We start from the raw sequence: 25,863 nt of genomic DNA, 5'->3' as shown, positions 1-25,863 counted from the left end.
CGGTACGACGGCTGCCGGGCCGCTCGACGAGGCGCCTCGCCGGGCGGTTCCGGCGGGGCCTTCGCGGGGGGTGGGTTGCTCCGTCACACGTTTCGTCCCGTCACTGGTGCGGCCGGGCGGCCGCCGTGTCGGTGCTACGGCCTCAGTCGCGTCGTCGGCAGCAGAGGAAGACCTGTTCCTCGGGCGGGACGTCGGCGGTCGCCGGGGCGTAGGTGTAGGAGGTCTCCTTCACGATCTCGAAGCCGGCCGTGTCGAGGATCTTGTGCAGGTCTTCGAGGAGATAGCCGGAGACCCTGATCGTGTGACCGAGGAAGGGGATCGCGAAGTCGTCCACATGGGCCTCCACCATCGACAGGGCGAACAGGCCGCCCGGACGCAGCAGGTGGTGGATCGTGCGCAGAGCGAGCGGGATCTCCGCGCGCGGGAGCATCAGCAGGGAGAAGAACGCGGCGACACCGTCGAAACGGTCCAGGTCACGCGGGCCGCCCGGGCGCAGGTCCGCGAGGTCCAGCTGGTGGAACGTGGCGGTGGGGACGTATCCCTGGGCCAGCGCCACCATCCGGGCGGAGAAGTCCACGCCGACGACCTCGAAGCCCGCGTCGGCCAGCTGCCGGGTGGTCGGCACACCCGTGCCGGAGCCGAGGTCCAGCACGCGGGCGCCCGGCGCGAGGGATTCGATCAGCCACTCACCCGCGCCGACCTGGCCCTCCTTGTGCGGGAAGGCCTCGTCGTACCGGTCCCCGATGGCGTCGAAGGCCTCGGCCTGACCGCTGCGGTCGAGCCGCAGGCTGCCGTAGTCGGACCCGTCGTTCGTTCCGCTCACTGAAGTGGCCTTTCGTCCGCGCATAGAGGATTGTCCCACAAGTCCGTGAAGCGATGTTTTGGCAGAAAGAGAACGTGAGGGGCGCCCTGGGGCACCCCTCACGGAACGTCGAGGGCGAGGAAAGCGAACGGACTGGATTGAATGCCCGCAGGCAGCGGAGAAGGAAGCCCGTTCATGGCCTCACCGCAGCCGACGCTACCAGTCAGGCGGGGATCAAGTCGCGCAGATTTTCGGAAGTCACGACCCGCGATCCCGCGGGCAGCTCGTCCGGGCGGCGCAGACCGATGTAGGTGACCGGACCACCCTCCGGGACGCCCTCGCCGTCCCACAGCGTCACCGTCGTGCCCTCCCCGCTCATCAGCTCGACGAGATGCCGGACCGTGAGCTGCTCCCGCTCCACGATGCCGCGCAGCAGGTTGGCCACCGTCACCCGGTTCTCCTCCACCCGGTTCGCCGACGGACTGCCCTTGAGGTACAGGTGCAGCCACTTCGCCCGCCAGCGACCGTCGTCCCCGCGCAGGAACACCAGCGGCAGCGCGACCCGGCCCGCACCGCGCAGCTCCGACTTCATCCGCACGGTACGCGGCTCGAACGGCCGCCCCCGCTGCTCACCTTCACGCAGCATGAACCCGAAGAACGACTCCTCGACCTCCTCGAAGCCCTCGCCCGCGAAGATGTTGACCTGCGGCACGACGAACGCACCGCGCACGGCGCCCAGTCGCAGGTTGATGAACTCCGAGGCCCCGTCCGGAGCTTCGACGATGTCACCGGAGTGCTCGCCCTCGGCCTCGGTGAGGGAGGTGTACGACAGCCATGTGTTCGTCGAGTAGTCGGCGTTCAGCATCAGCGCCGACAGATCGAAGTCGGTCCGCTGCGCCCTCTCCTTCCAATACACGAAGAAACGCAGCAACTCGCCCTCGATCATGGAGAGGGACCCACGCGGCAGCACCCCGAGCCCGGCCGCCGTCGCCTTCCCGCTCAACGGCAACGCCACATCGAGCACCTCCGGATCGACCAACAGCCGCTCCGGAGAAGGCAGTCGACGCCTCGTCTCGTCATCGAGCGCGCCAATCAGCCGCTCCCGCTCCACCGCTCCTACGACCGACCGCTCGTCGTCGATCACCCAGGCCCGGCCACGCCGGTTCACGAAGACCCGCAACTTCCCGGTCTCCCGGGCCCTGTTGTGCAGATGCTCGCGCACCGACAGCACGACCCGGCCGGACACGTCGGGCGCGACCAGTTCGGCGGCGGCCACCACGGCGTCCCGCTCCTCCTGCGTGAGCGCCGTGCGCAGCAGCCGGTCCAGCGCGCGGAACAGCTTGCCGGGCGCGGACTTCAGCTGCTCCACCGCGCCCAACAGGTCGTTCTCCGCGAGGAGTTCCTCGACCCGGCTGTCGAACGAGGGCGCCTTCACCTCACCCCGCGCGACCGCGAACACCTCGGCGGCGTACGGCCACCGCGGGTACTCGTGGGGGTGCAGCCGCTCGCCGAGCCGCTTCCACGCCTCGCGGCGCACACCCACGTCGGCGAGCTTGGCGGGCGACGCGGCGACCACCGAGTCCAGCGCCGCGAGCAGCGCCCGCCGCACCGGACGGGACAGCGACCGGAAACGGGTCGGCTCCACCAGCGTCACATCGCCGTCCGACAGGGCACAGGCCAGCCGCAGTACATCGGTGACGGTGTCCACCAGCAGCTCCGAACCCACGTTCAGGCGGGCCTGGTTGACGAGCGCGCGGTTCTCCCGGACCGGGATCACCTCGGGCTGCGGCCCTTCGGCGCATCGCTCGGCCAGGGTCAGCAGATCATGCCGGTGCTCCTCGCCCAGAGGCGTGGTGCTCCCGGCCAACGCCAGGTACAGCGCGGTGAGTTCGTCGGCGAGCTCGCCGCCCGCGTGCATCACCGTGAGCCGGTCGCCCGCCGCCGCGATCAACTCGTCGTGCGCGGCGAGCAGTTCGGCGTACGTGTGCTGGTACCTGCCGTAGGTCGGCAGGCTGAGGAGGTTCACCACGCCGTTCCGCAGCTGCTTGAGCGTCGAGGCCGGGGTTTCCTTGTCCTGGATCGCCTCGGCGACACACGACATCCAGAAGTCCACGGTGTCGGGCACGTTGGCCGGGAAGTCGAAGAAGTAGGCGTTGTGCTGCACGTGATCGCCGACCAGTTCGCGGACGGTCCCCAGCGTGCGAACGGCGATGCCGACGACTGTCTCCCCGGACAGCCCCGACAGCCGTTCCAGTAGGTCCGCGGAGAGCTTGAAGCCCACGGAGAGCAGCACGGCGTCGAACTGCCGCGCAGCGGTGGCGCCTTCACCCACGGGAGTCGTGGGGAGGGGGACGCGGAACGTGTGCCGGATGACCAGCGGTTCGAGTCGGTCGATCATTCCGGCATGCTCCCAGAACCGAACAAGCGGGCGCATTCGGGTTTCCCGCGAGGCTTCTCCGACGGTCCCCTTCTCGCGGCGGCCCCAGGTGTCAGGCCAGCCAGTCGTACGCCCCCTGCGCGTTGAACTCCGCCTGCCCGCCCCGCAGCAGCAGCCCCGCCGACGCGAACTCGGGAGCGTCGGCCTGCGCGGTCACGTACGGGATGGCGATGCAACGCATCCCGGCCGCGTGTGCCGCCGCCGCACCGGGAGCCGCGTCCTCCAGGACCACACAGTCGGCCGGAGCCGCCCCCAGCCGGCGCGCGGCCTCCAGGAAGACGTCCGGCGCGGGCTTGCCGTGGGCCACCTCGTCCGCCGAGACCACGGTCCGCAGTGACGCGTCGAGCCCGGTGCCCGTCAGGATCGCCTCGATGGCCTCCGGCGACGAACCCGACGCCACCGCCATCGGCACCCCCTCGGCCGCGAGCAGCTCCACGAACTTCCGCATCTCCGGGTACACGCGCGTGGCGGCCCGGGCCAGCGCGAGATAACGGCGGTTGGTCTCCGCGAGCAGCTCCTCCACCGGCGGCTTGAGGCCGTGGCGCTCCTTCAGGAGGACGAGGGTCTCCTGGGTGCTGATGCCGACGAAGCGCTCGTGCTGCGCCCAGGTGAAGTCCGGGACGCCGTGCTCGGCGAGGGTCTGCCGGGTGGCTTCGTAGTAGTTCGGCTCGCTGTCCACGAGTGTTCCGTCGAGATCGAAGATGACCGATCGGTCGCCGAGGTTGCTCATGGGTTCAGGATGCCAAGGGTCACTTCCCGGCCGCGCGGCCGATCGACTCCACCAGCGGGAGCAGGCGGTGCGGGACGCGCTCGCGCAGCACCATCTCGGTCCGGGTACGGACCACCCCCGGCAGGCTGATCAGCTGCTGGATCACGTCCTCCAGGTGGCCGTTGTCCCGTGCCACGACCCGAGTGAGGAGATCCCCGCCACCCGTGATCGAGAACGCCTCCACGATCTCCGGTACGGCGGCCAGCGCGTCCCCGACCTCGTCGAGATGCCCCTGGGTGACCTCGATGTGCACGAACGCGAGCACCGGGTGACCGAGCGCGGCGGGGGAGAGGGAAGGGCCCGTACCGGTGATCACCCCGTCCCGCTCCAGCCGGTCGAGCCGCGCCTGGAGCGTGCCGCGCGCGATGCCGAGCAGCCGGGCGTACTCGCGCACGCTGGTACGCGGCTGCTCCAGAAGCAGCCTGAGGATGCGGGTGTCGAGTTCGTCCACGCTCATGACAAAAAACTGTACCAATGGCCCTGCGCAAGGCGACTGCGCCAATGGCACACCTCATCGCGAGCCACTTGAGCCACTCGCCTCGATGATGCTCTCATGGGCATGTCGATGGCGCTGCGGACCTCCGCGGCGCCTTTTTCATGCCGGTGTTCGGCCGGTGTCCAGGGGCGATCGCAGGGGGCGGGAAGCAGTGCTGAAAAGGGTGTTCGTGGCTCCGGACCCGGGGTGCGCGCGGCTGCGGTTCGCCGCTCGGGCCGTCCTCGGCATCGGCCTCGCGGTCGTCGTCTGCGGGCTGACCGGACAGTCCCTCGCGGGCGCCGTCACCGGCGGTCTCGCCGCGCTGCTCGCCCTGTTCACGGTGACGGACCCCACGGTGCGCGGGCAGGCCGTCACCACCGCGCTGCTGCCCTGCGTGGGCCTGCCGGTGCTCGCCGCCGCGGCCGAACTGCACGACCACCCCGTCGCCCGCGACCTCACCTTCCTCGCCGTGGTCGGCGTCGGCGTCTACGCCCGCCGCTGGGGACCGCGCGGCCACAGCCTCGGCGTCTTCGCGTTCATGACCTTCTTCGTGGCGCAGTTCCTGCACGCGACCAGCGACCAACTACCCGCTCTTTACACGGCAGTTGTCCTCTCCGTCCTCACCGCGGCGGCGGTCCGCTTCGGCCTCTGGTGCTACGAACGCCGACTGCCCCCGACCGCCGTACCCGCACCGACTGCCGCTCGCGGCCTGGCCCGTGTGACCACCCGGCAGGCGGTCCAGGCGACCGCCGGTGCCGGATTCGCCCTCGTGGTGGGCCAGTTGGTGTCCGGGCAGCGCTGGTACTGGGCCGTCGGCGCCACCTGGTGGATCTTCGTGAACACCGCCTCACGCGGCGAGACCGTGGTCCGCGGCTTCCGCCGCGTCCTCGGTACGGTCCTCGGCATCGCCCTGGGCCTGCTCGTCGCCGTCCCCGTCCACGGCGCCCCCGTCCCCACCGCGCTCCTGGTCGCCGCCTGCGTCTTCGTGATCTTCTACTCGGCCGCCGTCTCCTACACCTGGATGATGCTCTCGGTGACCTTGATGGCCGAGCTGCTCTACGGCCTCCTCGGCGTCCTGAACCCCGGCCTGCTGGCTCTGCGGTTCGCGGAGACCGGAGTCGGCGCGCTCGGTGCCGTACTGGCCGTCCTCCTCGTGCTCCCGGTGACCACCCACACCACCACCGACGCCTGGATCCAACGCGCCCTGCGCTGCGTCCACACCTGCACCGCCGAGGCCGCCGCGCGCCTCGCCGGTTCCGCGACGGCCGACCCCGCCGGACGCGTCGCCGAGCTGGAGCAACTCCTGGGCCGGGTACGGCTGTCCGTCGCGCCCCTCGTGCACCCGCTGAACCCGATGCTCGGCCGCAAGGGCAGGGCCCGCCGGGTGCTCGCCCTGCTCGACGACTGCGCCCGCGAGATCCGCGGCCTCGTCGCCGTGGCCGCCGACCCCGAGGCCTCCCACGACGCCCGCCTCGCCGCCGCCTGTTGGCGCGTGGAGACCGCGGTCGAGGCGCTCACCGACGGCGACGCGTCACACCTCACGGCCACATCCGCCCGGCCACCCGCGGAGCCCGCGCTGGCCCACCTCCACGGCCTGGAACGCGCCCTCGCCGACCTCGCCGAACCCCTGCGCGCACGGTCCGGTTCGCGGCTCGTCGGAGCGTGAGCGGGTACGGGTGCGAGACGTGAGCCGGTACGGGAGCGAGACCCGTACGGCCGTGCGCAGAAAGCTCCGGGATTTGGTCTAGACCGGTCATGATCGGCTGCTACCGTCACCCCGGACGGCACTGACCGAGAGGGGACAGCGGTGGCAGACGGCGACAGGCGGGGACGGCGGGCCTTCATCGGGTCGTTCACGGCGGCGGGCGGCCCGGGTGTCGTCGCGGCGGCCGTGGACGCGGACAGCGGCGCGCTGACCGTCCTGAGCAGTGTCGACGGCGTCCCCGACCCCTCGTATCTCGCCCTGGCACCCGACGGGGACACGCTCTACGCCGTCAGCGAGACGGCCGTGGGCGCGGTGGCCGCGTACCGCGTGAACGGCGACAAGCCCGAGCCGCTCGGTCCGCCGGTGCGCGTCGGCGGCGCGGGACCGACCCACTTGAGCCTGTTCGCGGGGCACGTCCTGACCGCCGACTACGGCTCCGGCAGCGTCACCGCCGTACCGGTCCACCCGGACGGCACCCTGGCGAACCGCCCCTCCGGACAGCTCCGGCACACCGGCTCCGGCCCGCACCAGCAGCGCCAGCAGGGTCCGCACGCCCACCAGATCCAGCCCGACCCGAGTGGTCGCTGGGCGGTCAGCGTCGACCTCGGCACCGACTCCGTGCGGGTGTGCACGCTGGAGGACGGCCGCCCCGTACTGCACCGCGAGATCGCGCTACGACCCGGTTCGGGCCCCCGCCACCTGGCCTTCCACCCGGACGGCAGCCACGCCTATGTCCTGAACGAACTCACCCCGACCGTCACCGTCTGCCGCTGGGACACCGAGAGCGGCGCACTGAAGCCGCTGACCGAGGTGCCGGTTCTGCCCGGCCCGCCGGACGGTGACGCCGCCTACCCCTCCGGCATCGTGGCCTCGCCGGACGGCCGCTTCGTCTGGACGGCGACCCGCGGCGAGGACGTGCTCTCCGCGCTCGCCGTCGAGGGCGACGGGCTCCGGCTGGTCGGCACGGTCCCCTGCGAGGGCCACTGGCCGCGCGCGCTCACCGAGGCTGACGGTCACCTGTACGTCGCGAACGAGCGCTCCGGCGACGTGACTTGGTTCACCGTCGACCCCGCGACGGGTGTCCCGCGCCGCAGCGGCTCGATCAAGGTGACCGCCGCGTCCTGCGTGATCTTCGACTGAATCCGACGCGTTTGTCAGGCATGCATGCCGAAGGGCCCACTCCCGCGTGAGGAGGGGCCCTTTCGGCGCTACGGCGTTACACGTGCCGGTCGGGTCAGCGAACCGGCGCGCCCTGCACCTGCGGCGGGGCGATGCCCAGCGCCGTCGTGTACTTGGCGAGCGCGAGCTTGCCGATCGCCGGGTACGGGCCGAGCGCCTCGGCGGCGGCACAGCCGGCCTCGGCGGCGGCAGCCTGGAGCAGACGTGGGTCGATCTCCGGGCCGATCAGATACGGCGCAAGCGCCAGCTGCTGCGAACCCGACCCGCGCAACTGCTCCGCGATGGCCGCGATCGAACCCTCCTGGTCCAGAGCGGCCGCCATCACCGGCACGGCGAGACGCGCGGCGAGCAGCATGCCGGTGATCCCGGCCGCCTGCACGGCCTCCTCGCCGCCCACGGACGCGAGGATGATGCCGTCCGCGGCGGTCGCCACGGTGAACAGCCGGGCGCGGTCGGCACGGGCCAGACCCGCCTCGGACAGCCGCACGTGCAGCGCCTCGGCGAGCAACGGGTGCGGGCCGAGCACATCGGTCAGGTCGGCCGCGACACGGCTGTCCATGACGGCCTGGCGGACCTGACGCAGCAGCGCGCTGTCCGGGCCGGCGAGCAGCGGCACCACGACGGCCACCGGCCCGTCGGGCTCCTTGACGTCGGCACCGGCGGCCCTGGCCTGCTCGAAGCGTGCGGTGCGCTCCTCAGCGGCGTGCGCGAGCACGGACGTCAGCGTGGGGAACTCGGAGTCGTCCCCGTCGAGATAACCGATGCGGCCGTCGAGACCGGGCAGCTCGGAGCGCGCGATGCTCACGACCTCCTCGGCGAGGCTGCGCGTGGCGGCGCTGGGCGTGCCCGGCACGGCCAGAACCAGCGCGGGCGCGCCCTCGGGAGCCGCCAGCTGCTCGGGTCGGCGGTGCCGCCCGGGCTGGCGAGGTCGCGGCATTCGTACTGGCAGGCCGGACGCGGGCCCAGTGGGGGAGCTCATGGCGAGGCATGTTACTGGCTTCCTGGGCTCCCCTGTTCGGGGAGGGTGCAGGTGAGCGGTATCCGTCCTGTTTTGTCTGATGAGTTACGTACGGATCAGAAGCGATCACCTTGTCCCTTTGGGCTCGCCACGGAATCCCTTTGGGCTCACCACGGACAGCATCACGCCGTCACACGGCAGCGCGAGCGCGCCCGCGGCAAGATCACGCGCGATCCGCACGGCACCGTCCAGCGGATCACCCGCCGCCGGAACCACCCGCGCATGCGGCAGCCGTTTCGCCAACTCCTCGTGCAGTGGTACGAGGAGAGGCTCGCCCATCTTGAACAGGCCACCGGTGAGCGCGACGTGGGGCTCGCCGCTGGCCGGACAGACCGCGACGGCGGACTCGGCCATGTGCCGGGCGGCGGCGCGCAGGATGCCGGCCGCCACCGGGTCGTCCGCGGCGCACTCGGCGACTCGGGGCGCGAAAGCGGCGATTACGGCGGGCCGGTCCGACCGCGGATACACCTGGCCCGGCAAGCCCGCCATCGCCCCGAACTGCTCCTCGGCACAGCTCAACAGGGCCCCGGATCCACCGTCCCGCCCGTCGTACGCCCGCAGTGCCGCCTCCAACCCGGCCCGCCCGATCCACGCCCCGCCACCGCAGTCGCCGAGCAGATGTCCCCAACCGTCGGCTCTTCGCCACCTGGTGAGATCGGTGCCGATCGCGATCATTCCGGTACCGGCGGCGACCACGGCACCGGGGCGCGCCCCGAGGGCGCCCGCATAAGCGGTGACGGCATCAGCGGCGAGCGCGACGGTCCGCACCCCGAACTCCCGGGCCAGCGCCCCCGGCAACTCGGCCCGCAACCCGTCCCCGAGGGTGGCGAGCCCGGCGGCTCCGATCACCGCCGTACTCAACTCGCCGACTGCGACCTTTTCGGCCAACACCCGCACCATGGGCGCCAGTTGCTCCATGAAATGCCCGGGATCGATGCCACGGGCACCGGTCCGAACGGGTTCCCCGGACGAGAGCGGAGCCGAGGTCCGGCTGCCACCGACCTCGCCCACGACGACACGGAGCCCGGAGCCTCCCGAGTCCACGGCGAGGAATCTGCCCACGTCATCCGGTGAACCGTCCCCCGGAACCGTCACGGCAGACGCCAGTCCACCGGTTGTCCTCCCTGCCGGACCAGCAGGTCGTTGGCGCGGCTGAAGGGGCGGGAGCCGAAGAAGCCGCGGTCGGCCGACATCGGGGACGGGTGCGAGGACTCCACCGAGGGCAGGTCGCCCAGGAGCGGGCGCAGGTTGCGGGCGTCACGGCCCCACAGGATCGACACCAGCGGCTTGCCGCGCGCCGCCAGCGCCCGTATCGCCTGCTCGGTGACCTCCTCCCAGCCCTTGCCGCGATGCGCGGCCGGACTGCGCGGGGCCGTGGTGAGCGCCCTGTTGAGCAGCAGCACGCCCTGCTGGCTCCACGGGGTCAGATCGCCGTTGGACGGCTGGGGCAGCCCCAGGTCCGTGTTCAGCTCCCGGTAGATGTTGAGCAGGCTCGGCGGCAGCGGACGTACCTCGGGAGCCACCGAGAACGACAGCCCCACCGCGTGCCCCGGAGTCGGATACGGATCCTGTCCGACGATCAGGACGCGGACGTCGTCGAAGGGCTGCTGGAAGGCTCGGAGGACATTCGGTCCGGCCGGTAGATAGGTGCGCCCGGCGGTGATCTCCGCGCGCAGGAAGTCCCCCATCCCGGCGACGCGTCCGGCCACGGGTTCCAGGGCTTTCGCCCAGCCCGGTTCGACAATCTCATGCAACGGTCGTGGTGCCACGGGCGTCACCCTACTGCCGTACAGGGCCCGGCGATCAACCGGTGCTCGAAGCCCGACCGAGAACGACCGAACCGTGGGCGCGTGTGAACGAAGCCTCGCCGCAACGGAGTTCGCGCCCTCACCCGACGACCGCCGCCCGCACGCACAGCACATCCGGGAGATGCGACGCCAACTGCCGCCAGCTGTCCCCGTCGTCGTCGGACGCGAACACCTCGCCGTTGCGATTGCCGAAGTACACGCCCGCCGGGTCCGCGCCGTCCGTGCACATCGCGTCGCGCAACACCGTGCCGTAGTGATCCTCGGACGGCAGCCCCGCCGACAACGGCTCCCAACTCCGGCCCGCGTCCGCCGTACGGAAGACCCGGCACCGGTGCTCGGCGGGCACCCGGTCCGCGTCGGCGTTGATCGGGAAGACGTAGGCCGTGTCACCGCGGTGGGGGTGGGCCGCCACCGCGAAGCCGAACGTGGACGGCAGGCCCTCGCCGATGTCCGTCCAGTGCGCGCCCGCGTCGTCGCTTCGGTACACACCCCAGTGGTTCTGGAGGTACAGCCGGTCCGGGGTCGCCGCGTCCTGCGCGATCTTGTGCACGCACTGGCCGAACTCCGGGTTCGGATCCGGCAGGAACACCGCGGAGACACCGGAGTTGGACGGCTCCCAGCTCTCGCCCCCGTCGCCCGTGCGGAACACCCCGGCCGTCGAGACGGCGACCGTCACGGCCCGCGGGTCGCGCTCGTCGGTCAGGACCGTGTGCAGTCCCTCTCCGCCGCCGCCCGGAACCCACCGTGAACGCGTGGGGTGTTCCCAGAGGGGGCGGACGAGTTCGAAGCTCTCGCCGCGGTCCTCGGAGCGGAACAGCGCGGCCGGCTCCGTGCCCGCGTACACCACGTCGGGCTCGGCTGCCGCCGGGTGCAGCTGCCACACCCGCTCCAGCGAAGCCCCCGTGTCCTTCGGGAACTTGACCGCGGGCCGCGCCGGCTCGGCCCAGGTGCGGCCCAGGTCGTCGGAGTGGAACACGGACGGACCCCAGTGAGAGCTGTCACCACCGGCCAGCAATCTCGGTGCGGGGCCTCTGGTGTCGACGGCGACCGAATACAGCGCCTGCGCGTTGAAGTACGGACTCTCGTCGAACTCCCAGACTCCACCCCGCCTACGCCCGATGAACAGGCCTTTTCGCGTGCCCACCGCGAGCAGTACCTCCGTCATGCCGGTCACCTCCGCTGCGTTTTTGGCGACTTTGCCCCCATCACCGGCCAGTCTGCACCCCACCACTGACAGTCACCCCTGGAACCGGCATCACCGCAGGTCAGGGAGGCGCTACAGGCTCCAGGGGCAGTTCCGCGAGGGGCCTCGCGCGAAGCGCCTGCGGAAGGCCCGGCAGCCATGGGAACGTCGAGTCGGGGTATTCGTCGTGAGCATCGAGCAGACGTCTCCCGTATGGGAGGGCGGTTCGGTAGGTGAGTGCGTTCATGAGGAGGATGCCTTCGATGGCGTTCCGAGGTCCGAAGGTGTGGCTGTGGCGCTGGCGGCGGAATCCGCTCAAGCGCCGTGCCGATGCGGTGGAATCGTGGATCGTGCTCGGCGCCTGGCTGATCACCGTCCTCGCCGGGGTGCTCGCCGGTCTGACGGCGACCCAGTCCGTCGAGGACGAGCTGGCCCAGGAACGCGTCGACTGGAAACCCGTGGTGGCCCTCGTGGTCCAGGACGTGCCCGGTTCCGCCCCGGCGAACTCCGGCAGGACGAGCGGTGAACCGGTCTGGGCGAAGGTCCGCTGGACGGCCGTGGACGGCTCCTCGCACACCGGCCAGATACGCGTCCCCTCCGGTAGCGCGATAGGCACCCCGGTGACCGTATGGACCGACCCGCAGGGCCACCTGGTCACCAAGCCCGCCACCGCCTCACAGGCCCAGCTGCGGGCCGTACTGATCGGCACCCTCCTGGGCGTGGGCGCGGCGGCCGTCCCCTTCGTCAGCGCCCGAGCCCTACGCATCCGGCTCGAACGCCGGCGCATGGAGCAGTGGGACGAGGAATGGGCACGCTTCGGCCCCCTGTGGGGGCGCAAGACGGGCTGAGCGCCCGGCACGGCGTCACGAGCGCCCCTGGTACGCGGATCGCATGCGCACAGGGGCTCTCGTCATGCCTGTCGCACGGACGCGCCCCGACTCACCCCACCCGCACCTCCCGGCACACCTCCAGCAACCGCTCGTCCTCCAGAACGTCCTGGCTCCCGTGCCCGCCCGACCGCACCAAATGCCGTCGTGGCACGGCGAGTTCAGCCTCCACCAGGTCATACAGCGGCGCCCCGGCCGCACCCATGTCGACCAGACACGCGGCAATGACGCCCCGCACACCCGGATGCTCCCCCCACGCCGAACGCAGCACCGGAAGCACCCCCTCCACCTCCCCGGTGACCCGCCACAGCGCACACGCGCCCGCCGTCCGCTCCCACACGCACTCCGCCTCGACCAGCCGCGACAACCCGGGCACCGCACCCCGCGCGGACGCCCCCAGCCGAGCCAACACCTCCGCGGCAGCCCGGCGCCGCACCGCGTCCGGCCCCGCCAACTCCCGTATCAACACCGGCAGTACGGCCGACGCATCCCCCTCCACCGACCACAACGCACCCGCCGCCACCCCCGCGCACTCGGACTCCAACAGCCCCCGCAGCACCGGCACGACCCCCTGCGCACCACCCCCGAACACATCGAGCGCCCGCACCGCCGACTCCACCACCCGGGGCCTTGACCGCACCCCGTCCGCCATCCCGCGCACCAACCGCAACACCTCGGGCACCGCCTCCCGATCGGCGAGCGCGGTCAGCGCCGACAGCAGCGGTACGGCACGGTCGTACGCCTCGGCGGAATCGAGGGGCACCCGGCCGAGCAGCTGTCGTAGCGCCGGGGCGAGCGGTGCGGCGGAGGGGCCGAGGTGGACGATCACGCGCCCCAGATCGACGGGTACGACCGGCTGCGCGAGCACCTGGGCCAGCACCGGTGTCGCCCGTGGATCGCCGCTGCGGGCAAGGGCCTTGAGCGGGCCGCCCAGGGTCGGTGCCCGGCGTTCCCAACGCTGCACCCACAGGTCGGGGCGTGCGGTCACCAGCGTGTTGAGGTGGTCGGCGGCAGGCGCGGCCAGGTGGAAGAGATCGCCCAGGACCGACACAGCCGCGTCGCGCAACCGGTCCGACACCGCCGTACCGAGCAACGGTCGCGCCCCCGCGTCCAGTTGCTCGCCGATCAGCTCGACGGGCACCGCGTAGTCGGCCCGCCACTCGCGGAACAACCCCGCCGACATCCACACCCCGTTGCACCGGTCGGCCGCGTCCGGACTGGTCAACTGCCCTTCCAGCAGGGCGATCCGGTCGCCCACCCGCCCGCCGAGCGCCGTGTGCAGCGTACGCAGCAGCAGCGCGCCCTCCTCGTCCGAGGGCCGCAGTCGCCGTAACCGTCCAGCGAGCGTGTCCGGGCCCGGGCCGTCGGGATCGTCGCGCGTCAAGCGACCCGAACGGCGCTGCTCGGACCGCTCCCCGAGCAGCTCGACGACGGTCGGAACCAGGTCGGCGGGGAGCAGATCGGGCGCGCAGCCCGCGAGTTGGCCGAGCGCAGCGAGCCGTAGACCGGGGTCGTACGGCGGAGTGCCGAGCATCAGCAGGATGTCCAGCGCCTCGGGGGCGTGGGCCGGATGCTGCCTTACGAACAGGCCCACGCTCTCGGTGAGGGCGAACAGGACCCGGTCGTCGCGCTCCATCGTGATCCGCTGTCGCAACAGGCCCAGCACGCGCGCGGGTTGGTCCAGGAACCGGACGAGCGCTTCGGCCGCCGCCCGGCGTACGCCGGAGTCCCGGTCCCCGAGGAGTACGGCGAAGACCTCGGCGCCCGCGCGGACGGCTGCGTCCGCCGCCCCGGACCCGTCACCCGCTTCCGCGCTCTCCTCCGGTGCGTGTCCGCGTCCGATGCCGACCAGAAGTTCCACCAACCCGCCCCGGTCCGCGACCTCTTCGCAGGCGACGAGCGCGAACAGAAACGGAACGCAGGCGAGCGTCGAGTCGTACACGATCCCCTGGTGGTGCACCGCGCCGTACATCCCGTCGAGCGCGCCCGCCCGCTCGACGGGGTCCGTGGAGGCCAGTCCCCGGAGCAGTCCGGGCACGTCCTCCGCGCTGCCGTACGCATGTCGCAGTGAGGCCCAGTCGACCTCGTCGATCCCCGTGAACACGTTGTCCTCCCCAGGCGCAGTGCCAACTCATCGCGAGTCTGCACCACGCCACTGACAACGAAGCGGAATCGGGGGGTGACCGAGGGTCAGCCTTCTTCGGGCAGCGCGCGGGCCAGGATCGTGTCGAGGTCGGCCGAGTCGGGGAGGGTGCCGAAGGCGTGCCCCCAGTCGCCGCCCAGCCGGGTCGCGCAGAAGGCGTCGGCGACCGCGGCGGGGGCGTGCCGTACCAGGAGGGAGGCCTGGAGGGCGAGGGCCATCTGCTCCACCAGGCGGCGGGCGCCGGTCTCCGCAGCCGTGCTCAATCCGGTCTTCAACCGGCTCACGGCCGTGTCCAGGCGGGCGTCCGCGCCCTGCGCCAGGGCGAGTTCGGCGAACAGCGCCTCCGCCGGGCCGGGGTCCCGGCTCAACGCCCGTAGTACGTCAAGGGCGTTGACGTTCCCCGAGCCCTCCCAGATGGAGAGGAGAGGCGCCTCGCGGTAGTGGCGGGGCATGCCCGAGTCCTCGACATAGCCGTTGCCGCCGAGGCACTCCAGGGCCTCCGCCGTGAAGGCCGGGCCGCGCTTGGTGACCCAGTACTTGCCGACGGCGGTGGCGATCCGGCGGAACGCCGACTCGGCGCCGTTCCCGCGCACCGAGCGGTCGGCCGCACCCGCGAGCCGTAGCGTGAGCGTCGTGGCGGCCTCCGACTCCAGCGCCAGATCGGCCAACACGTTGCGCATCAGCGGCTGTTCGAGCAGCCGCGCGCCGAACGCGGACCGGTACCGCACATGGTGACCCGCCTCGACGAGCGTCTTGCGCATGAGAGTCGCCGACATCATCACGCAGTCCAGGCGGGTGCAGTTGACCATCTCGATGATGGTCTTGACGCCGCGCCCCTCGGGGCCGACCAGCCAGGCGACGGTCCCGTCGAACTCGGGCTCCGAGGACGCGTTGGAACGGTTGCCCAGCTTGTCCTTCAGCCGCTGGATACGGAACGTGTTGCGGCTTCCGTCGGGCAGTACCCGCGGCACCAGGAAGCATGACAGTCCGTCAGGCGCCTGTGCCAGCACGAGGAACACGTCGCACATCGGCGCCGACGTGAACCACTTGTGGCCGCGCAGTGTGTACACACCGGGTTCGGCGGTGGGGGTGGCTGTTGTGGTGTTGGTACGGACGTCGGAGCCGCCCTGCTTCTCCGTCATTCCCATCCCGGCCAGCAGCCCGCGCTTCTCGGTGGGCACGCGCAGGACGGGGTCGTACACCCGACTCGTCAGCAACGGCTCGTAGACCGCGGCCAGTTCGGGCTGGGCGCGCAGGGCCGGGACGGCGGCGTACGTCATCGACGTCGGGCAGCCGTGCCCGGCATCGGTGTGTCCCCACACCAACCCCCTTGCCGTACGGGCCACATGGGCGCCCGGGCGCTCGTCCGCCCAGGGTGCTCCCGCCAGCCCCTCGGCGACAGCGACGCCCATCAATCGGTGCCAGGACGGGTGGAACTCGACCTCGTCGATCCGGTTGCCGTAGCGGTCGTGCGTACGCAGCTCCGGCTCGTGCCGGTTGGCCTGCTCACCCCACTCCTGCGCCTCCGCGCCGCCCGCCGCCCGACCGAGCCGCCGCACGTCCTCCTCGGCCCAGCCGGCACCCTCCCGGCGCAGCCCCTCCAGCAGGGCCGCGTCCTCGGAGGCGTCGTAGGGGGTCAGGGGCGGAGGCTGGTTGGTGACGTCGTGCGTGGCGTTCCGCGGCAGTGGCGGTATGTGCGCGAGTGTCTGGGCCATACGGCCAGTGTTGCACTATTCATGCGATCGCATCAATGATGTAACACGAGAACTGCCACGTAGAGTACGAGGCCATGCGGATGAACGTGTCAGAAGGGTCCGGAGAGGTGGGCCTGCGCCCGCTGTCCGCGCGGTCGGTCGTGCTCAGCCTGCTGCTGGGCACGCATCCGCCCGAGCTGCCGGTACGGGATCTCCTCCGTGCCGTCGAACCCCTCGGCGTCGCCGGCTCCACCCTGCGGGCCGCGCTCAGCCGGATGGTGGCCGCCGGCGATCTGCGCACCACGGACGCGGTCTACCGGCTCAGTGACCGCCTGCTGGAACGCCAGCGTCGCCAGGACACCGCCGTACACCCCGAGACCCGCCCCTGGAGCGGCGACTGGGAGATGACCGTCGTCACCGCGACCGGCCGTGGCCCCGCCGAACGCGCCGACCTGCGCGGCAAGTTGACCGCCCTCCGCCTCGCCGAACTCCGCGAGGGAGTCTGGCTCCGCCCGGCCAATCTGCTACGGCCCCGACCGGACGAACTCGGCGCGGTCGCCCGGCACTTCACCACCCGCCCCGAGGAACCCGCCCGCGAACTGGCCGGGAACCTGTGGCCACTTGACGCCTGGGCGAAGACGGCCGAGGCCCTGCTCGCCCAGATCGCCGCGACCACGGACCGCCCGGCCGACCGCTTCACCGTACTGGCCGCCGCCGTACGGCACTTGCTCGCCGACCCGGTCCTGCCCCCCGAACTCCTGCCCACCGACTGGCCGGGCCCCGCCCTGCGCACCGCATACACCCGCCACCGGCGGGAGTTGATCGCGAACACGCTGGGAAACGCGGCATAAGCCGCTTCGTTCAGCGGGTTTGACTGTGAGTGTCTGTTAGCGTGCGCGGATGGATGATCTGGGACTCGCGACCTGGCCGCCCGAGCCGATCGGAACCGGGCGGCTCGTGCTCCGTGGGTCCGAGGCTCGGGACCGTACGACGTTCATCGAACTGCTCGCCTCGCCGGAGGCGCACACCTACCTCGGCGGTCCCCGCCCGCGTGACGAACTCGAGCGCACGACGCCCGAGGTGCCCGAGCGGTGGCCCGGGAGCCTCGTCGTCGATCTCGACGGGGCGATGATCGGCCAACTCCTGCTCAGGAGAACACCGGAGCACCATCGCCCGGCTGTTGCGGGGATGGTCGATCTCGGCTACCTGTTCCTGCCGCGGGCGTGGGGGTTCGGGTACGCCGCCGAGGCGTGCGCGGCGGCGCTCGGCTGGATCGACGGCGTCCTTCCCGGCGAGCCGGTGGTGCTCACCACCCAGACCGCCAACGCCCGTTCGATGCGCCTCGCGGCGAAGTTGGGGTTCACCGAGGTGGAGCGGTTCGAGGCCTGGGACGCCGAGCAGTGGCTCGGCATGCGGTCAACGGCCGTGCCGTCGGGCTGAGTTCGTGCCGGAGCGGCCGTGCGAAGCATCGTGCGGGGACGCTTCGTACGGCCGCCGTCACCGTGGGGGGCTCACTTGTACGTGATGTCCGTGGACGCGTATTTGCAGTAAGTCCCGTCCGCGCCCGTGCCGTTGGTCGTCGGTTCCGCGCCCGTGTTGTTCCCGATGTACTTCTGACAGGGGATCATCTTCTTGCTGGTGTCCCCGACGATCGTGATCGCCTTCAGGGTCGCGCTGTCGCCGTAGTTGGTGTTGATGCCGACGATCCGGCTGCCCTTGTAGGTGGCCTCGATGGTGTTGAGGTTGATCGTCCGCTTGTACTGCGTCTTGCAGTTGCCGCACGAGCGGACGAACGTACCGAAGGTCTGCGCCGCGAAGTTGGAGACGTTGAGGGTCCCCGCGCCGTTGAACTGGAACACCTTGTCGCTGGCCTCCTTCGCGCCACCACCGGAGACGGTGTACACGTTGGACGAAGAGGAGCCGAGGAAGGTCGCCGCGTCCTCGCCGACGTCCTCCCACCAGACGTTCTGCAGCGTGCAACTGCCCAGGCAGTGGATGCCGTCGGCGGCGGGCGAGCCGATGATGACGTTCTTGACGACGGCACCGGCGGCCAGCTCCAGGATGGGGCCCTGGTCCTCGTCCTGGCTGCCCGTGCCCAGGTCGCCGCTGCCGTACAGGCGCAGCATCCCGTAGTCCTTGGTGCCGGAGACCGAGATGGTCGAGGTCACCGCCTGGCTGCCGCTCGCGGTGGGCCAGGTGGCGGCACTGGCAGGCGAGAGCGTGCCGGATGCCATGATCATGCCAACGGAGAGGCCGAAGGCGGCCAGCCCGCCGGTCAGTACGCGCGGTCGTACGGAAGAAGTCATGTCCCGATTCCTTCTCCGAGGTGGGGGAGTGGTCAGAGCTTTCCGGTGCCCGCGCCGGACGTCACCGAGGCGACGACGGTCGAGGCGGGCTCGGCGGTGTAGCTGTACGGCGGGCTGGTGAACGTGCCGACCTGTGAGATCTCGGTGGCGGCTCCACCGAGGTCGTTGCCGCTGAGGTTGGCGTAGCCGTCCACGTCGCTGTCCCGGTTCGTCGTGACGGCGACCTCCGTGTCGCGGAAGACGTTGTTCTGGACGAACATCTGGGCGCCCATGCGCGAGTGCACGGCGGTCTCGGCGCCGACGACGTAGTTGTCGTAGAAGTGCCCGGTGCCGAAACGCAGGCTGGGGATACGGGAGTTGACCTGGTCGAACCAGTTGTGGTGGTACGTCACCCGCAGATGCCCGGTGTCCTCGCTCGCGTTGTTGTCGCTGTGGCCGACGAGCGAGCCCTTGTAGTGGTTCTTGAAGGTGTTCCAGGAGACGGTGACGTAGTCGGAGGCGTGGCTGATGTCGAGCAGGCCGTCGTAGTAGTCCTTGCCGTGGTCGAGGTCGGACGAGAAGGCGTTGTGGTCGATCCACACCTGCGTCGAGGCCTGCACGGTGATGCCGTCGGCGGGCGCGACCGGCTTGCTGATGTTGAGGTTGCGGACGACGACGTTCGTCACCTTCTTCAGCCGCAGCCCGCCACCGGTGAACCCGGACGCCGAACCGACGCCCAGCACCGTCGTGTTGGACCCGATGTCGACCTGACCGCTCAGCGAGATCAGGCCGTTGACCTTGACCACCTTCGAACTGCTGCCGGTGACGGCCGACTTGAAGGCATCCAGCGTCGACACCGTGACCGCCGTGGCGCTACCGCCACCGGTCGTCCCGGCACCGAAACCGACCGGCGAGGAGTCGGCCGCCGACGCGGACCGGGGGAGCGCGAGCACAGCCGCTACGGCGAGAGCGGTCGCCGCCAGAGCTGATCTTCGAGTACGCATGCGGGTGCGTCCCTTCGAGGGGATGGGGTGATCGTGTACGTGAACGATGTGCACCATGAAGGATCGCGCGGTCACACTTCTGAACGGAACGTAGGGTGCAAGCGCTTTCTAGTCAACGTTTGTGCAGAAACTATTCGAAGCGTGGGAGCGCTTCCATGGCACCCATGTCCATGTCACGATGCCGATTGTTCTCCCCGAAAGATGCCGCACGAGCCGCGATCAGGAAGGGACGATGACGTGCGCCCCACAGCCGCCGACACCCTCAAGTCATCGAGAAAACCGCCGCGTTCGGTACTCGTCGCCCTCTTCGGAGCGCTGGTGCCCTTACTCGCGGCCCTGACCCTCATGGCACCCCCGGCCACCGCCCGCACCGAGGCCGTCCCCACCGCCGCCCTCACCGAGGTCACCGGCTTCGGCACCAACCCGAGCAACCTTCAGATGTACGTGTACGTCCCGGCCGCCGTCACCGCGCACCCGGCGATCGTCGTGGCCGTGCACTACTGCGGGGGATCGGGCCCGGCGATGTACTCCGGCACCGAATACGCCTCGCTGGCCGACCAGTTGGGCTTCATCGTCGTCTACCCGTCGGTCACCCGGGCCAGCAAGTGCTTCGACGTCTCCTCGCCCCAGGCCCTGCACCGCGACGGCGGCAGCGACCCGGTCGGCATCAAGTCCATGGTCGACTGGGTGACCAGCACCTACTCCGCCGACACCTCCCGCGTCTTCGCCCTGGGCATCTCCTCCGGCGCGATGATGACGAACGTCCTGCTCGGCGACTACCCCGACGTGTTCGCGGCGGGCGCCGCCTTCGCCGGCGTACCGTTCGGCTGCTTCGCCACCACCGACGGCTCCGAGTGGAACACGGCCTGCGCGAACGGCACGGTCATCCAAACCCCGCAGCAATGGGGCGACTTGGTCCGGGGCGCCGACCCCGGCTACACCGGCCCGCGCCCTCGCATGCAGTTGTGGCACGGCACCGCGGACGACACGCTGCGCTACCCCAACTTCGGCGAGGAGATCAAACAGTGGACCAACGTGCAGGGCGTCAGCCAGACCCCGGCCGCCACCGACACCCCGGCGACCGGCTGGACCCGCACCCGCTACGGCGCCACCGGTGACCAGGCCCCCGTCGAGGCGATCAGCCTCCAGGGTGTCACCCACAACCTCTACACCTACGGCATGGGCGCCCGCGTCCTCACCTTCTTCGGCCTGACCGGCGGCGGCACCACACCCCCGCCCTCGACCGGCCCCTGCAAGGTGACCGTCACGACCAGCGCCTGGAACACCGGCCTCACCGCCTCCGTGACCATCGCCAACACCGGTACAAATGCCGTCAACGGCTGGCAGTTGGGCTTCTCGCTGCCCGCCGGCCAGACCATCACCAACGGCTGGGGCGCCACCTACACACCGGCCTCCGGCACGGTGACGGCCACCAATGTCTCGTACGACGGCACGATCGCCCCCAACGCGAGCGTGACCATCGGCTACCAGGCGAACCACACCGGCAACAGCGCGGCGCCGACGGCCTACACGCTCAACGGGACGGCCTGCACGGTCGGTTGACCCCGTTCAGGGTGCGCGCCGTCACCTCCGGCGCGCATCCTCGCCCTCAACTCCCAGCCGAGGAAGGCCGGTTCTGTGCAGCCAACGAGACGGACGGCGATCGTCGCCACCACAACCACAGCGCTGTCGGCCCTGGTCGCCACCAACCCCGCACGCGCCGAGGGGAGTTCGGCGCCTGCTGTCGCGCACTGGGTGACGACCTGGACGGCGATGCCTCAACTCACCGAGCCCGGCAATCTCCCACCCGCACCCTTCACCGGAACCAGGTCGGTCCTGGTCGACACCACCCTGCGCCAGACACTCCGCGTCACCACCGGCGGCCGGAAGCTGCGCCTGCGCTTCTCCAACGCCTACGGCGACACACCGCTCCCGCTCACCGCCGTGACACTGGCCCTCCCGCAGGACGGCAAGGCGGGAGCGAGCGCGATCGTGCCCGGCAGCAGCATCCCGGTCACTTTCGCCGGACGCAGATCGGCGACCGTCCCCGTCGGTGCCCAACTGGTCTCCGACCCACTGGACTTGGACCTGCGTCCCGCGTCCGTCCTGACCGTGACGACCTACCTGGCGACGGGCCAGCCCTCGCTCGCGCTCACCTCGCACCCCGGCTCGCGCACGACGTCGTACCTCCGCACCGGCGACCACACCGAGGACCAGGACCTGCTGCCCGGGGCGACCCCGGTCGACCACTGGTATCTGCTGAGCGACGTGGAGGTCCTGGCCCCGCGCGCCACCAGGGCCGTAGCGATCCTGGGCGACTCGCTCACCGACGGCCGGGGCTCCACGACCAACGCCAACGACCGCTGGCCGGACCAGCTCTACGACCGCCTCCGCACCCACCCCGACACCGGCGCCGTGGCGATCCTGAACCAGGCCGCCGGCGGAAACCGCGTCCTCAACGACGGCCTCGGCCCCAACGTCCTCGCCCGCCTCGACCGCGACGTCCTCTCCCGCAGCGGAGTCACCCGCCTCATCGTCTTCGAGGGCGTCAACGACATCGGCACCGCGGTCGCGACCCCCGCCGCCCAACACCGGCTAACGGAAGACCTGTTGGCTGCCTACGGCCAGATCGTCGTCCGCGCCCACGCCCAGGGCATCCGCGTCTACGGTGCGACCCTGCTCCCCTTCGGCGGCAACACGTACGACGACCCGGCGGGCGAACGCGAGTCCTCCCGTCAGGTCGTCAACTCCTGGATCCGCACGGCTGGTTGCTTCGACGCGGTCCTCGATTTCGACCGCGCCGTACGTGACCCCGCCGACCCGCGCCGACTGCTCCTGGCCCTCCAGGTCGGCGACTGGCTGCATCTCAACCCGGCGGGGTACGGGGTGTTGGCCGCGACGGTCCCCGCCGGACTGCTGCGTTAGGCGGCCGGCTCCTGCACGGCGGCGGACGGGGCGGTCGCGGGTGAACTGCCCTTCGCCGGAAGGTGGTTGAAGAGCAGGTTCAGCACGATCGCCGTCAGGCAGCCCGCGCTGATGCCGCTGTTCATCACCGTCTGGAACCAGTCGGGGAACTGCGCGTAGATCGTCGGTACCCCGACCGGGAGCACGCCCACGGCCACCGAGACGGCGACGACGGTGAGGTTGTGGTTGTCCTTGAAGTCGACCTGGGTCAGGGTGCGCAGACCGCTCGCGGCGACCGTGCCGAACATGACCAGGCCCGCGCCGCCGAGCACCGGCGCCGGTATCGCCGCGACGACCGCACCCAGCTTGGGCAGCAGGCCGAGGACGACCAGGATGCCGCCGGCGACGGCGACGACCCAGCGGCTGCGCACCCGGGTCATGCCGACGAGGCCGACGTTCTGGGCGTACGCCGTGTACGGGAAGGTGTTGAAGATGCCGCCGAGGACGGTGGAGAGGCCGTCGGCGCGCAGCCCGTCGGCGAGCGAACGCGGCTCGATCTTGCGGTCGGTCATCTCGCCCACCGCGATCAGGTCACCGGTCGTCTCGGTCATCGTCACCAGCGCCACCACCAGCATCGACACGATCGCCGAGGCGTGGAAGGTGGGCGTACCGAAGTGGAACGGCGTGCTGATGCCGACCCAGTCGGCGTCCCCGACCCCGCTGAAGTCCGTGAACCCGAACACCACCGCGGCCACAAGCCCCACGGCCATGCCGATCAGCACCGCGATCCGGCTCAGGAAGGCCGGCGCGAACCGCTGCACACCGAGGACGACCGCGAGGACGAACGCGGCGAGAGCGATGTTCTTCGGCTCACCGAAGTCCTTCGCGCCCTGCCCGCCGGCCGCCCAGTTGCCCGCCGCCGGCAGCAGCGACAGGCCGATGATCAGGATCACCGTGCCGGTGACCAGCGGCGGGAAGAAGCGCAGCAGCCTGCCGAAGACGGGGGCCAGCAGCGCGATGGCGAGCCCCGCGATGATTACGGACCCGTAGATCGCGGGCAGTCCGCCGCCCGTCGTACCGATCAGCACCATCGGCGACACCGCGGCGAACGTACAGCCCTGCATGATCGGCAGCCGCACGCCGAACCGCCAGAAACCTATGCACTGGATGAGCGTGGCTATGCCGCACACCAGCAGGTCCGCGGTGATCAGATACGCCAGATCGGCGGCCGACAGCTTCATCGCCCCGCCCACGATCAGCGGCACCGCGACCGCGCCCGCGTACATCGCGAGCACGTGCTGGAGCCCGAAGGCGGCCAGTTGCCGTACGGGTGGGACCTCGTCGACGGGATGCACGGGTGTGGTCGTGGCCATGGGCACTCCTGAGCGGCGGAGAGGGAGAAAGGGGGAGAGAACATGCGAACAGAACGAGACCGTAAGCGCCTTGAACAGTTTGTTGATTTCTGGGTTGTTGCCGCTGTGTGTCATGCCCAGCTGCTACGCGTGCGCTCCGCACGCCGTTATGTGTGCGCCCCACGTACCGCCGCCAGCAGGGCGTCCCAGTCAGGCAGTTTGACCACACCACCCCGCCCGAGCGAGGCCCCCAACTCCGCCTCGGCCCGCTCGATGGCCTCCCACCCGCCCCACTCGACCGGCTCGACACCCTCCGCCCGCAGCACGGCGAGGGGATCTTCGGACAGCTCCTTCGCCACGAGCGTGGAGGCGTCCGCGAGCAGGGACGTCACCGTCTCCTTGGCGTCCGGTCGGTTGGTGCCGATGACACCGGTCGGGCCCCGCTTGATCCAGCCGGCCACGTACTCGCCGGGCACGGTCCGTCCTTCGCGTACGACCCGGCCCGCCCGGTGCGGCACGGTGCCCTGCGCGGCGTCGAACGGCAGCCCGTCCAGCGGCACCCCGCGATAGCCCACCGAGCGCAGCACCAACTGCGCCTCGATCTCCTCGAATTGACCCGTGCCGACCACTCCGCCCTGCCCGTCCGGTGCAGTGCGCTCGAAGCGGACCGCGCCCACGTGCCCCGCGTCGGCGAGGAGTTCGACGGGGCGGAGGAAGAAGCGGAGGTGGATACGGCGTGGGGTGTCGCGGGTGGGCGGGTGCGCCCAGGTGCGGAGCGCCTCCACGTTGCGGCGTTGGCCCGCGGGCAGGGCGGCGAGGTCGAGGCAGCCCGGGTCGAGCGCCAACTCGGCCGGATCCACGGTCACTTCGGTGTCCGGGAGGCCGCCCAGTTCGCGAAGCTCCTTGGTGGTGAAGCGGGCCTGCGAGGGGCCGCGCCGGCCGACCATGTGGATGTCCGTGATCCCGCTGGCGGCCAGTGCGGTGAGGGCGGCCTGCGGGATGTCGGTGCGGCTCAGCTCGGTCGCGCCGCGCGCCAGTATCCGCGTGACGTCCACGGCGACATTGCCCACGCCGATGACGACGGCCGCACGCGCGCCGAGCACGAAACCGTCGGCGGTGGAGTCCGGGTGGGCGCTGTACCAGGAGACGAACTCGGTCGCCGACCAGCTGCCCGGCAATTCCTCGCCGGGAATCCCCAGGTGGCGGTCGGTGGCGGCGCCCACGCAGTACACGACGGCGTCGTACAGCTCCCGCAGCCGCGCGGCCGGCAGTCCGCCGGGCCCCACGAGCACCCCGCCGAGGAACCGCACCCGCCCGTGCTCCAGGACCGCGCGCAGGTTGTTCTGCAGCGACTTGATCTTCTCGTGGTCCGGCGCCACGCCGTAGCGCACCAGACCGTACGGGCACGGGAGTCGGTCCAGGACGTCGACCAGTACCCCGGGCTCCAACTGGACCAGACTCTGGGCGGTGTAGACCCCGCTCGGCCCGGAGCCGACGACGGCGACACGCAGCACGGCGGAACTCCTCACCCGTCAGGCACACAGGAGAACGCTGATTCGCCAGACCACTGACGACTCCAGGATCGCACCACCGGTGCTCCGCTGACAGGGTGCCGAACGCATCCGTACGCGCTGGGAGCGCGCGTGTCCGTTCGTATGGAATGTGATCATGCGGTTACGTTGCGTATGTGCTAGAAGCATCCTTTGTTAATCTTTCCGATCGCTCCCCGGCGGACGGTGCGGTGTCCGTGTGGCCCGCGTGGGAAGTTCAGGAGCACGACGGCGCCACCTCGTGGTTCCACGTCCGGCTGGCCTTCCCCGACGGTGCCCGGGTCGACGCGCTCGCCGTGGTGTCCGAGCAGCAGGTCTCCGTCGAGGACGTACGGGCCCAACCGGCCCTGTCCCTCGATGACTTGACGGTGCTGGCCGACTGGATCGAGGGTCCGCTCTTCGAGGCGTGCGGGCTGGAGTCGCCGGAGACGGGGGAGGAGTCGGAGTCGGGCGGCGCGCGCCGGGCGCGGCCGGCCTGGCCGCGTGGCATCGAGGGGCGGTGGCAGATCGCGCAGGAGTACCGCGCCGCGCAGGAGGAGGGCGTCGATCCCGTCCTCGCGGTGATGTGCGCGACCGGGCACAGTCGGCGCCGGTCCCTTCGGCTCATTTCGCAGGCGCGGGACGCGGGGTTTCTGACGCCTCGTCATGCCCGGCGCTGAGCAAGGCCG

General features: G+C 71.0%; 22 protein-coding genes. 8 read left to right on the top strand and 14 right to left on the bottom strand.

Translation table 11 applies throughout. The features are described 5' to 3' along the window. Positions 1 to 142: 142 nt before the first annotated feature. The 4 genes from OG588_RS06000 to OG588_RS05985 all read right to left on the bottom strand — a co-directional run bounded on the left by OG588_RS06000 (position 143) and on the right by OG588_RS05985 (position 4,465). Positions 143 to 847: a class I SAM-dependent DNA methyltransferase gene (locus tag OG588_RS06000; RefSeq protein ID WP_405946370.1), complete on the bottom strand. Its 705-nt coding sequence runs from the start codon at positions 845 to 847 to the stop codon at positions 143 to 145. A 178-nt stretch (positions 848 to 1,025) separates the two neighbouring features. Next, positions 1,026 to 3,200, bottom strand: coding sequence for a hypothetical protein (locus tag OG588_RS05995; protein ID WP_405946369.1), 2,175 nt, complete (start codon positions 3,198 to 3,200; stop codon positions 1,026 to 1,028). 91 nt (positions 3,201 to 3,291) lie between these two features. Continuing rightward, positions 3,292 to 3,969 carry an HAD family hydrolase gene (locus tag OG588_RS05990; RefSeq protein ID WP_405946368.1) on the bottom strand — a complete coding sequence of 226 codons (678 nt, stop codon included), beginning with the start codon at positions 3,967 to 3,969 and terminating at the stop codon, positions 3,292 to 3,294. 19 nt (positions 3,970 to 3,988) lie between these two features. Then, positions 3,989 to 4,465 (bottom strand): Lrp/AsnC family transcriptional regulator, encoded by a 477-nt coding sequence (locus tag OG588_RS05985; RefSeq protein WP_405946367.1) that lies wholly within the window; start codon positions 4,463 to 4,465, stop codon positions 3,989 to 3,991. 190 nt (positions 4,466 to 4,655) lie between these two features. On the opposite strand from OG588_RS05985, the gene OG588_RS05980 reads away from it, so the two are divergent. Continuing rightward, positions 4,656 to 6,149, top strand: coding sequence for an FUSC family protein (locus OG588_RS05980; protein ID WP_405946366.1), 1,494 nt, complete (start codon positions 4,656 to 4,658; stop codon positions 6,147 to 6,149). 141 nt (positions 6,150 to 6,290) lie between these two features. Further along, the gene (locus OG588_RS05975; RefSeq protein WP_405946365.1) at positions 6,291 to 7,328 is read left to right on the top strand and encodes a lactonase family protein; all 1,038 of its coding nucleotides are present in this window, start codon (positions 6,291 to 6,293) and stop codon (positions 7,326 to 7,328) included. 94 nt (positions 7,329 to 7,422) lie between these two features. Here the strand turns inward: OG588_RS05975 and OG588_RS05970 are convergent, their stop codons facing one another. The 4 genes from OG588_RS05970 to OG588_RS05955 all read right to left on the bottom strand — a co-directional run bounded on the left by OG588_RS05970 (position 7,423) and on the right by OG588_RS05955 (position 11,424). Next, a complete protein-coding gene (locus OG588_RS05970; protein WP_405946364.1) occupies positions 7,423 to 8,346 on the bottom strand; it encodes a sirohydrochlorin chelatase in 924 nt (307 codons plus the stop codon). Between the two features lie 105 nt (positions 8,347 to 8,451). Further along, entirely contained in the window at positions 8,452 to 9,429 is a 978-nt protein-coding gene (locus OG588_RS05965) for an N-acetylglucosamine kinase (RefSeq protein WP_405946363.1), read from the bottom strand. Positions 9,430 to 9,476: 47 nt separating this feature from the next. Beyond that, positions 9,477 to 10,154, bottom strand: a complete 678-nt coding sequence (locus OG588_RS05960; protein ID WP_405946362.1) for a uracil-DNA glycosylase — start codon at positions 10,152 to 10,154, stop codon at positions 9,477 to 9,479. A gap of 118 nt (positions 10,155 to 10,272) precedes the next feature. Continuing rightward, positions 10,273 to 11,424 carry a WD40/YVTN/BNR-like repeat-containing protein gene (locus OG588_RS05955; RefSeq protein WP_405946361.1) on the bottom strand — a complete coding sequence of 384 codons (1,152 nt, stop codon included), beginning with the start codon at positions 11,422 to 11,424 and terminating at the stop codon, positions 10,273 to 10,275. Between the two features lie 215 nt (positions 11,425 to 11,639). Here OG588_RS05955 and OG588_RS05950 point away from each other — a divergent pair, with 215 nt between their 5' ends. Next, the gene (locus tag OG588_RS05950; protein ID WP_405946360.1) at positions 11,640 to 12,224 is read left to right on the top strand and encodes a hypothetical protein; all 585 of its coding nucleotides are present in this window, start codon (positions 11,640 to 11,642) and stop codon (positions 12,222 to 12,224) included. 91 nt (positions 12,225 to 12,315) lie between these two features. Here OG588_RS05950 and OG588_RS05945 read toward each other — a convergent pair whose 3' ends face one another. Together OG588_RS05945 and OG588_RS05940 are read right to left on the bottom strand one after the other, a co-directional pair. Continuing rightward, positions 12,316 to 14,367: a HEAT repeat domain-containing protein gene (locus tag OG588_RS05945; protein ID WP_405946359.1), complete on the bottom strand. Its 2,052-nt coding sequence runs from the start codon at positions 14,365 to 14,367 to the stop codon at positions 12,316 to 12,318. 86 nt (positions 14,368 to 14,453) lie between these two features. Then, positions 14,454 to 16,121: an acyl-CoA dehydrogenase family protein gene (locus OG588_RS05940; RefSeq protein WP_405946358.1), complete on the bottom strand. Its 1,668-nt coding sequence runs from the start codon at positions 16,119 to 16,121 to the stop codon at positions 14,454 to 14,456. 74 nt (positions 16,122 to 16,195) lie between these two features. On the opposite strand from OG588_RS05940, the gene OG588_RS05935 reads away from it, so the two are divergent. Both OG588_RS05935 and OG588_RS05930 read left to right on the top strand, forming a co-directional pair. Then, entirely contained in the window at positions 16,196 to 16,951 is a 756-nt protein-coding gene (locus OG588_RS05935; RefSeq protein ID WP_405946357.1) for a PaaX family transcriptional regulator C-terminal domain-containing protein, read from the top strand. Between the two features lie 49 nt (positions 16,952 to 17,000). Beyond that, positions 17,001 to 17,540: a GNAT family N-acetyltransferase gene (locus OG588_RS05930; RefSeq protein WP_405946356.1), complete on the top strand. Its 540-nt coding sequence runs from the start codon at positions 17,001 to 17,003 to the stop codon at positions 17,538 to 17,540. Positions 17,541 to 17,611: 71 nt separating this feature from the next. On the opposite strand, the gene OG588_RS05925 is transcribed toward OG588_RS05930, so the two are convergent. Next, a complete protein-coding gene (locus OG588_RS05925; protein ID WP_405946355.1) occupies positions 17,612 to 18,406 on the bottom strand; it encodes a pectate lyase in 795 nt (264 codons plus the stop codon). A 32-nt stretch (positions 18,407 to 18,438) separates the two neighbouring features. Then, the gene (locus tag OG588_RS05920; protein ID WP_405946354.1) at positions 18,439 to 19,389 is read right to left on the bottom strand and encodes a polysaccharide lyase family 1 protein; all 951 of its coding nucleotides are present in this window, start codon (positions 19,387 to 19,389) and stop codon (positions 18,439 to 18,441) included. 237 nt (positions 19,390 to 19,626) lie between these two features. On the opposite strand from OG588_RS05920, the gene OG588_RS05915 reads away from it, so the two are divergent. Continuing rightward, entirely contained in the window at positions 19,627 to 20,952 is a 1,326-nt protein-coding gene (locus OG588_RS05915) for a PHB depolymerase family esterase (RefSeq protein ID WP_405946353.1), read from the top strand. Positions 20,953 to 21,027: 75 nt separating this feature from the next. Then, a complete protein-coding gene (locus tag OG588_RS05910) occupies positions 21,028 to 22,314 on the top strand; it encodes an SGNH/GDSL hydrolase family protein (protein ID WP_405946352.1) in 1,287 nt (428 codons plus the stop codon). Here OG588_RS05910 and OG588_RS05905 read toward each other — a convergent pair. Continuing rightward, entirely contained in the window at positions 22,311 to 23,666 is a 1,356-nt protein-coding gene (locus OG588_RS05905) for a nucleobase:cation symporter-2 family protein (protein WP_405946351.1), read from the bottom strand. The two genes, OG588_RS05910 and OG588_RS05905, sit on opposite strands and share 4 nt — an antisense overlap. A 146-nt stretch (positions 23,667 to 23,812) precedes the next feature. Next, complete coding sequence (locus OG588_RS05900) at positions 23,813 to 25,159, bottom strand: FAD-dependent oxidoreductase (protein ID WP_405946350.1); 1,347 nt, start codon at positions 25,157 to 25,159, stop codon at positions 23,813 to 23,815. A gap of 227 nt (positions 25,160 to 25,386) precedes the next feature. Here OG588_RS05900 and OG588_RS05895 point away from each other — a divergent pair, with 227 nt between their 5' ends. Beyond that, complete coding sequence (locus OG588_RS05895) at positions 25,387 to 25,854, top strand: DUF6214 family protein (RefSeq protein WP_405946349.1); 468 nt, start codon at positions 25,387 to 25,389, stop codon at positions 25,852 to 25,854. Positions 25,855 to 25,863: the final 9 nt, after the last annotated feature.

The organism is Streptomyces prunicolor (genome assembly GCF_045162825.1).
In the GTDB taxonomy this organism is placed as follows: Bacteria; Actinomycetota; Actinomycetes; order Streptomycetales; family Streptomycetaceae; genus Streptomyces; species Streptomyces prunicolor.
This window is presented reverse-complemented; position numbering and strand designations above follow the sequence as displayed.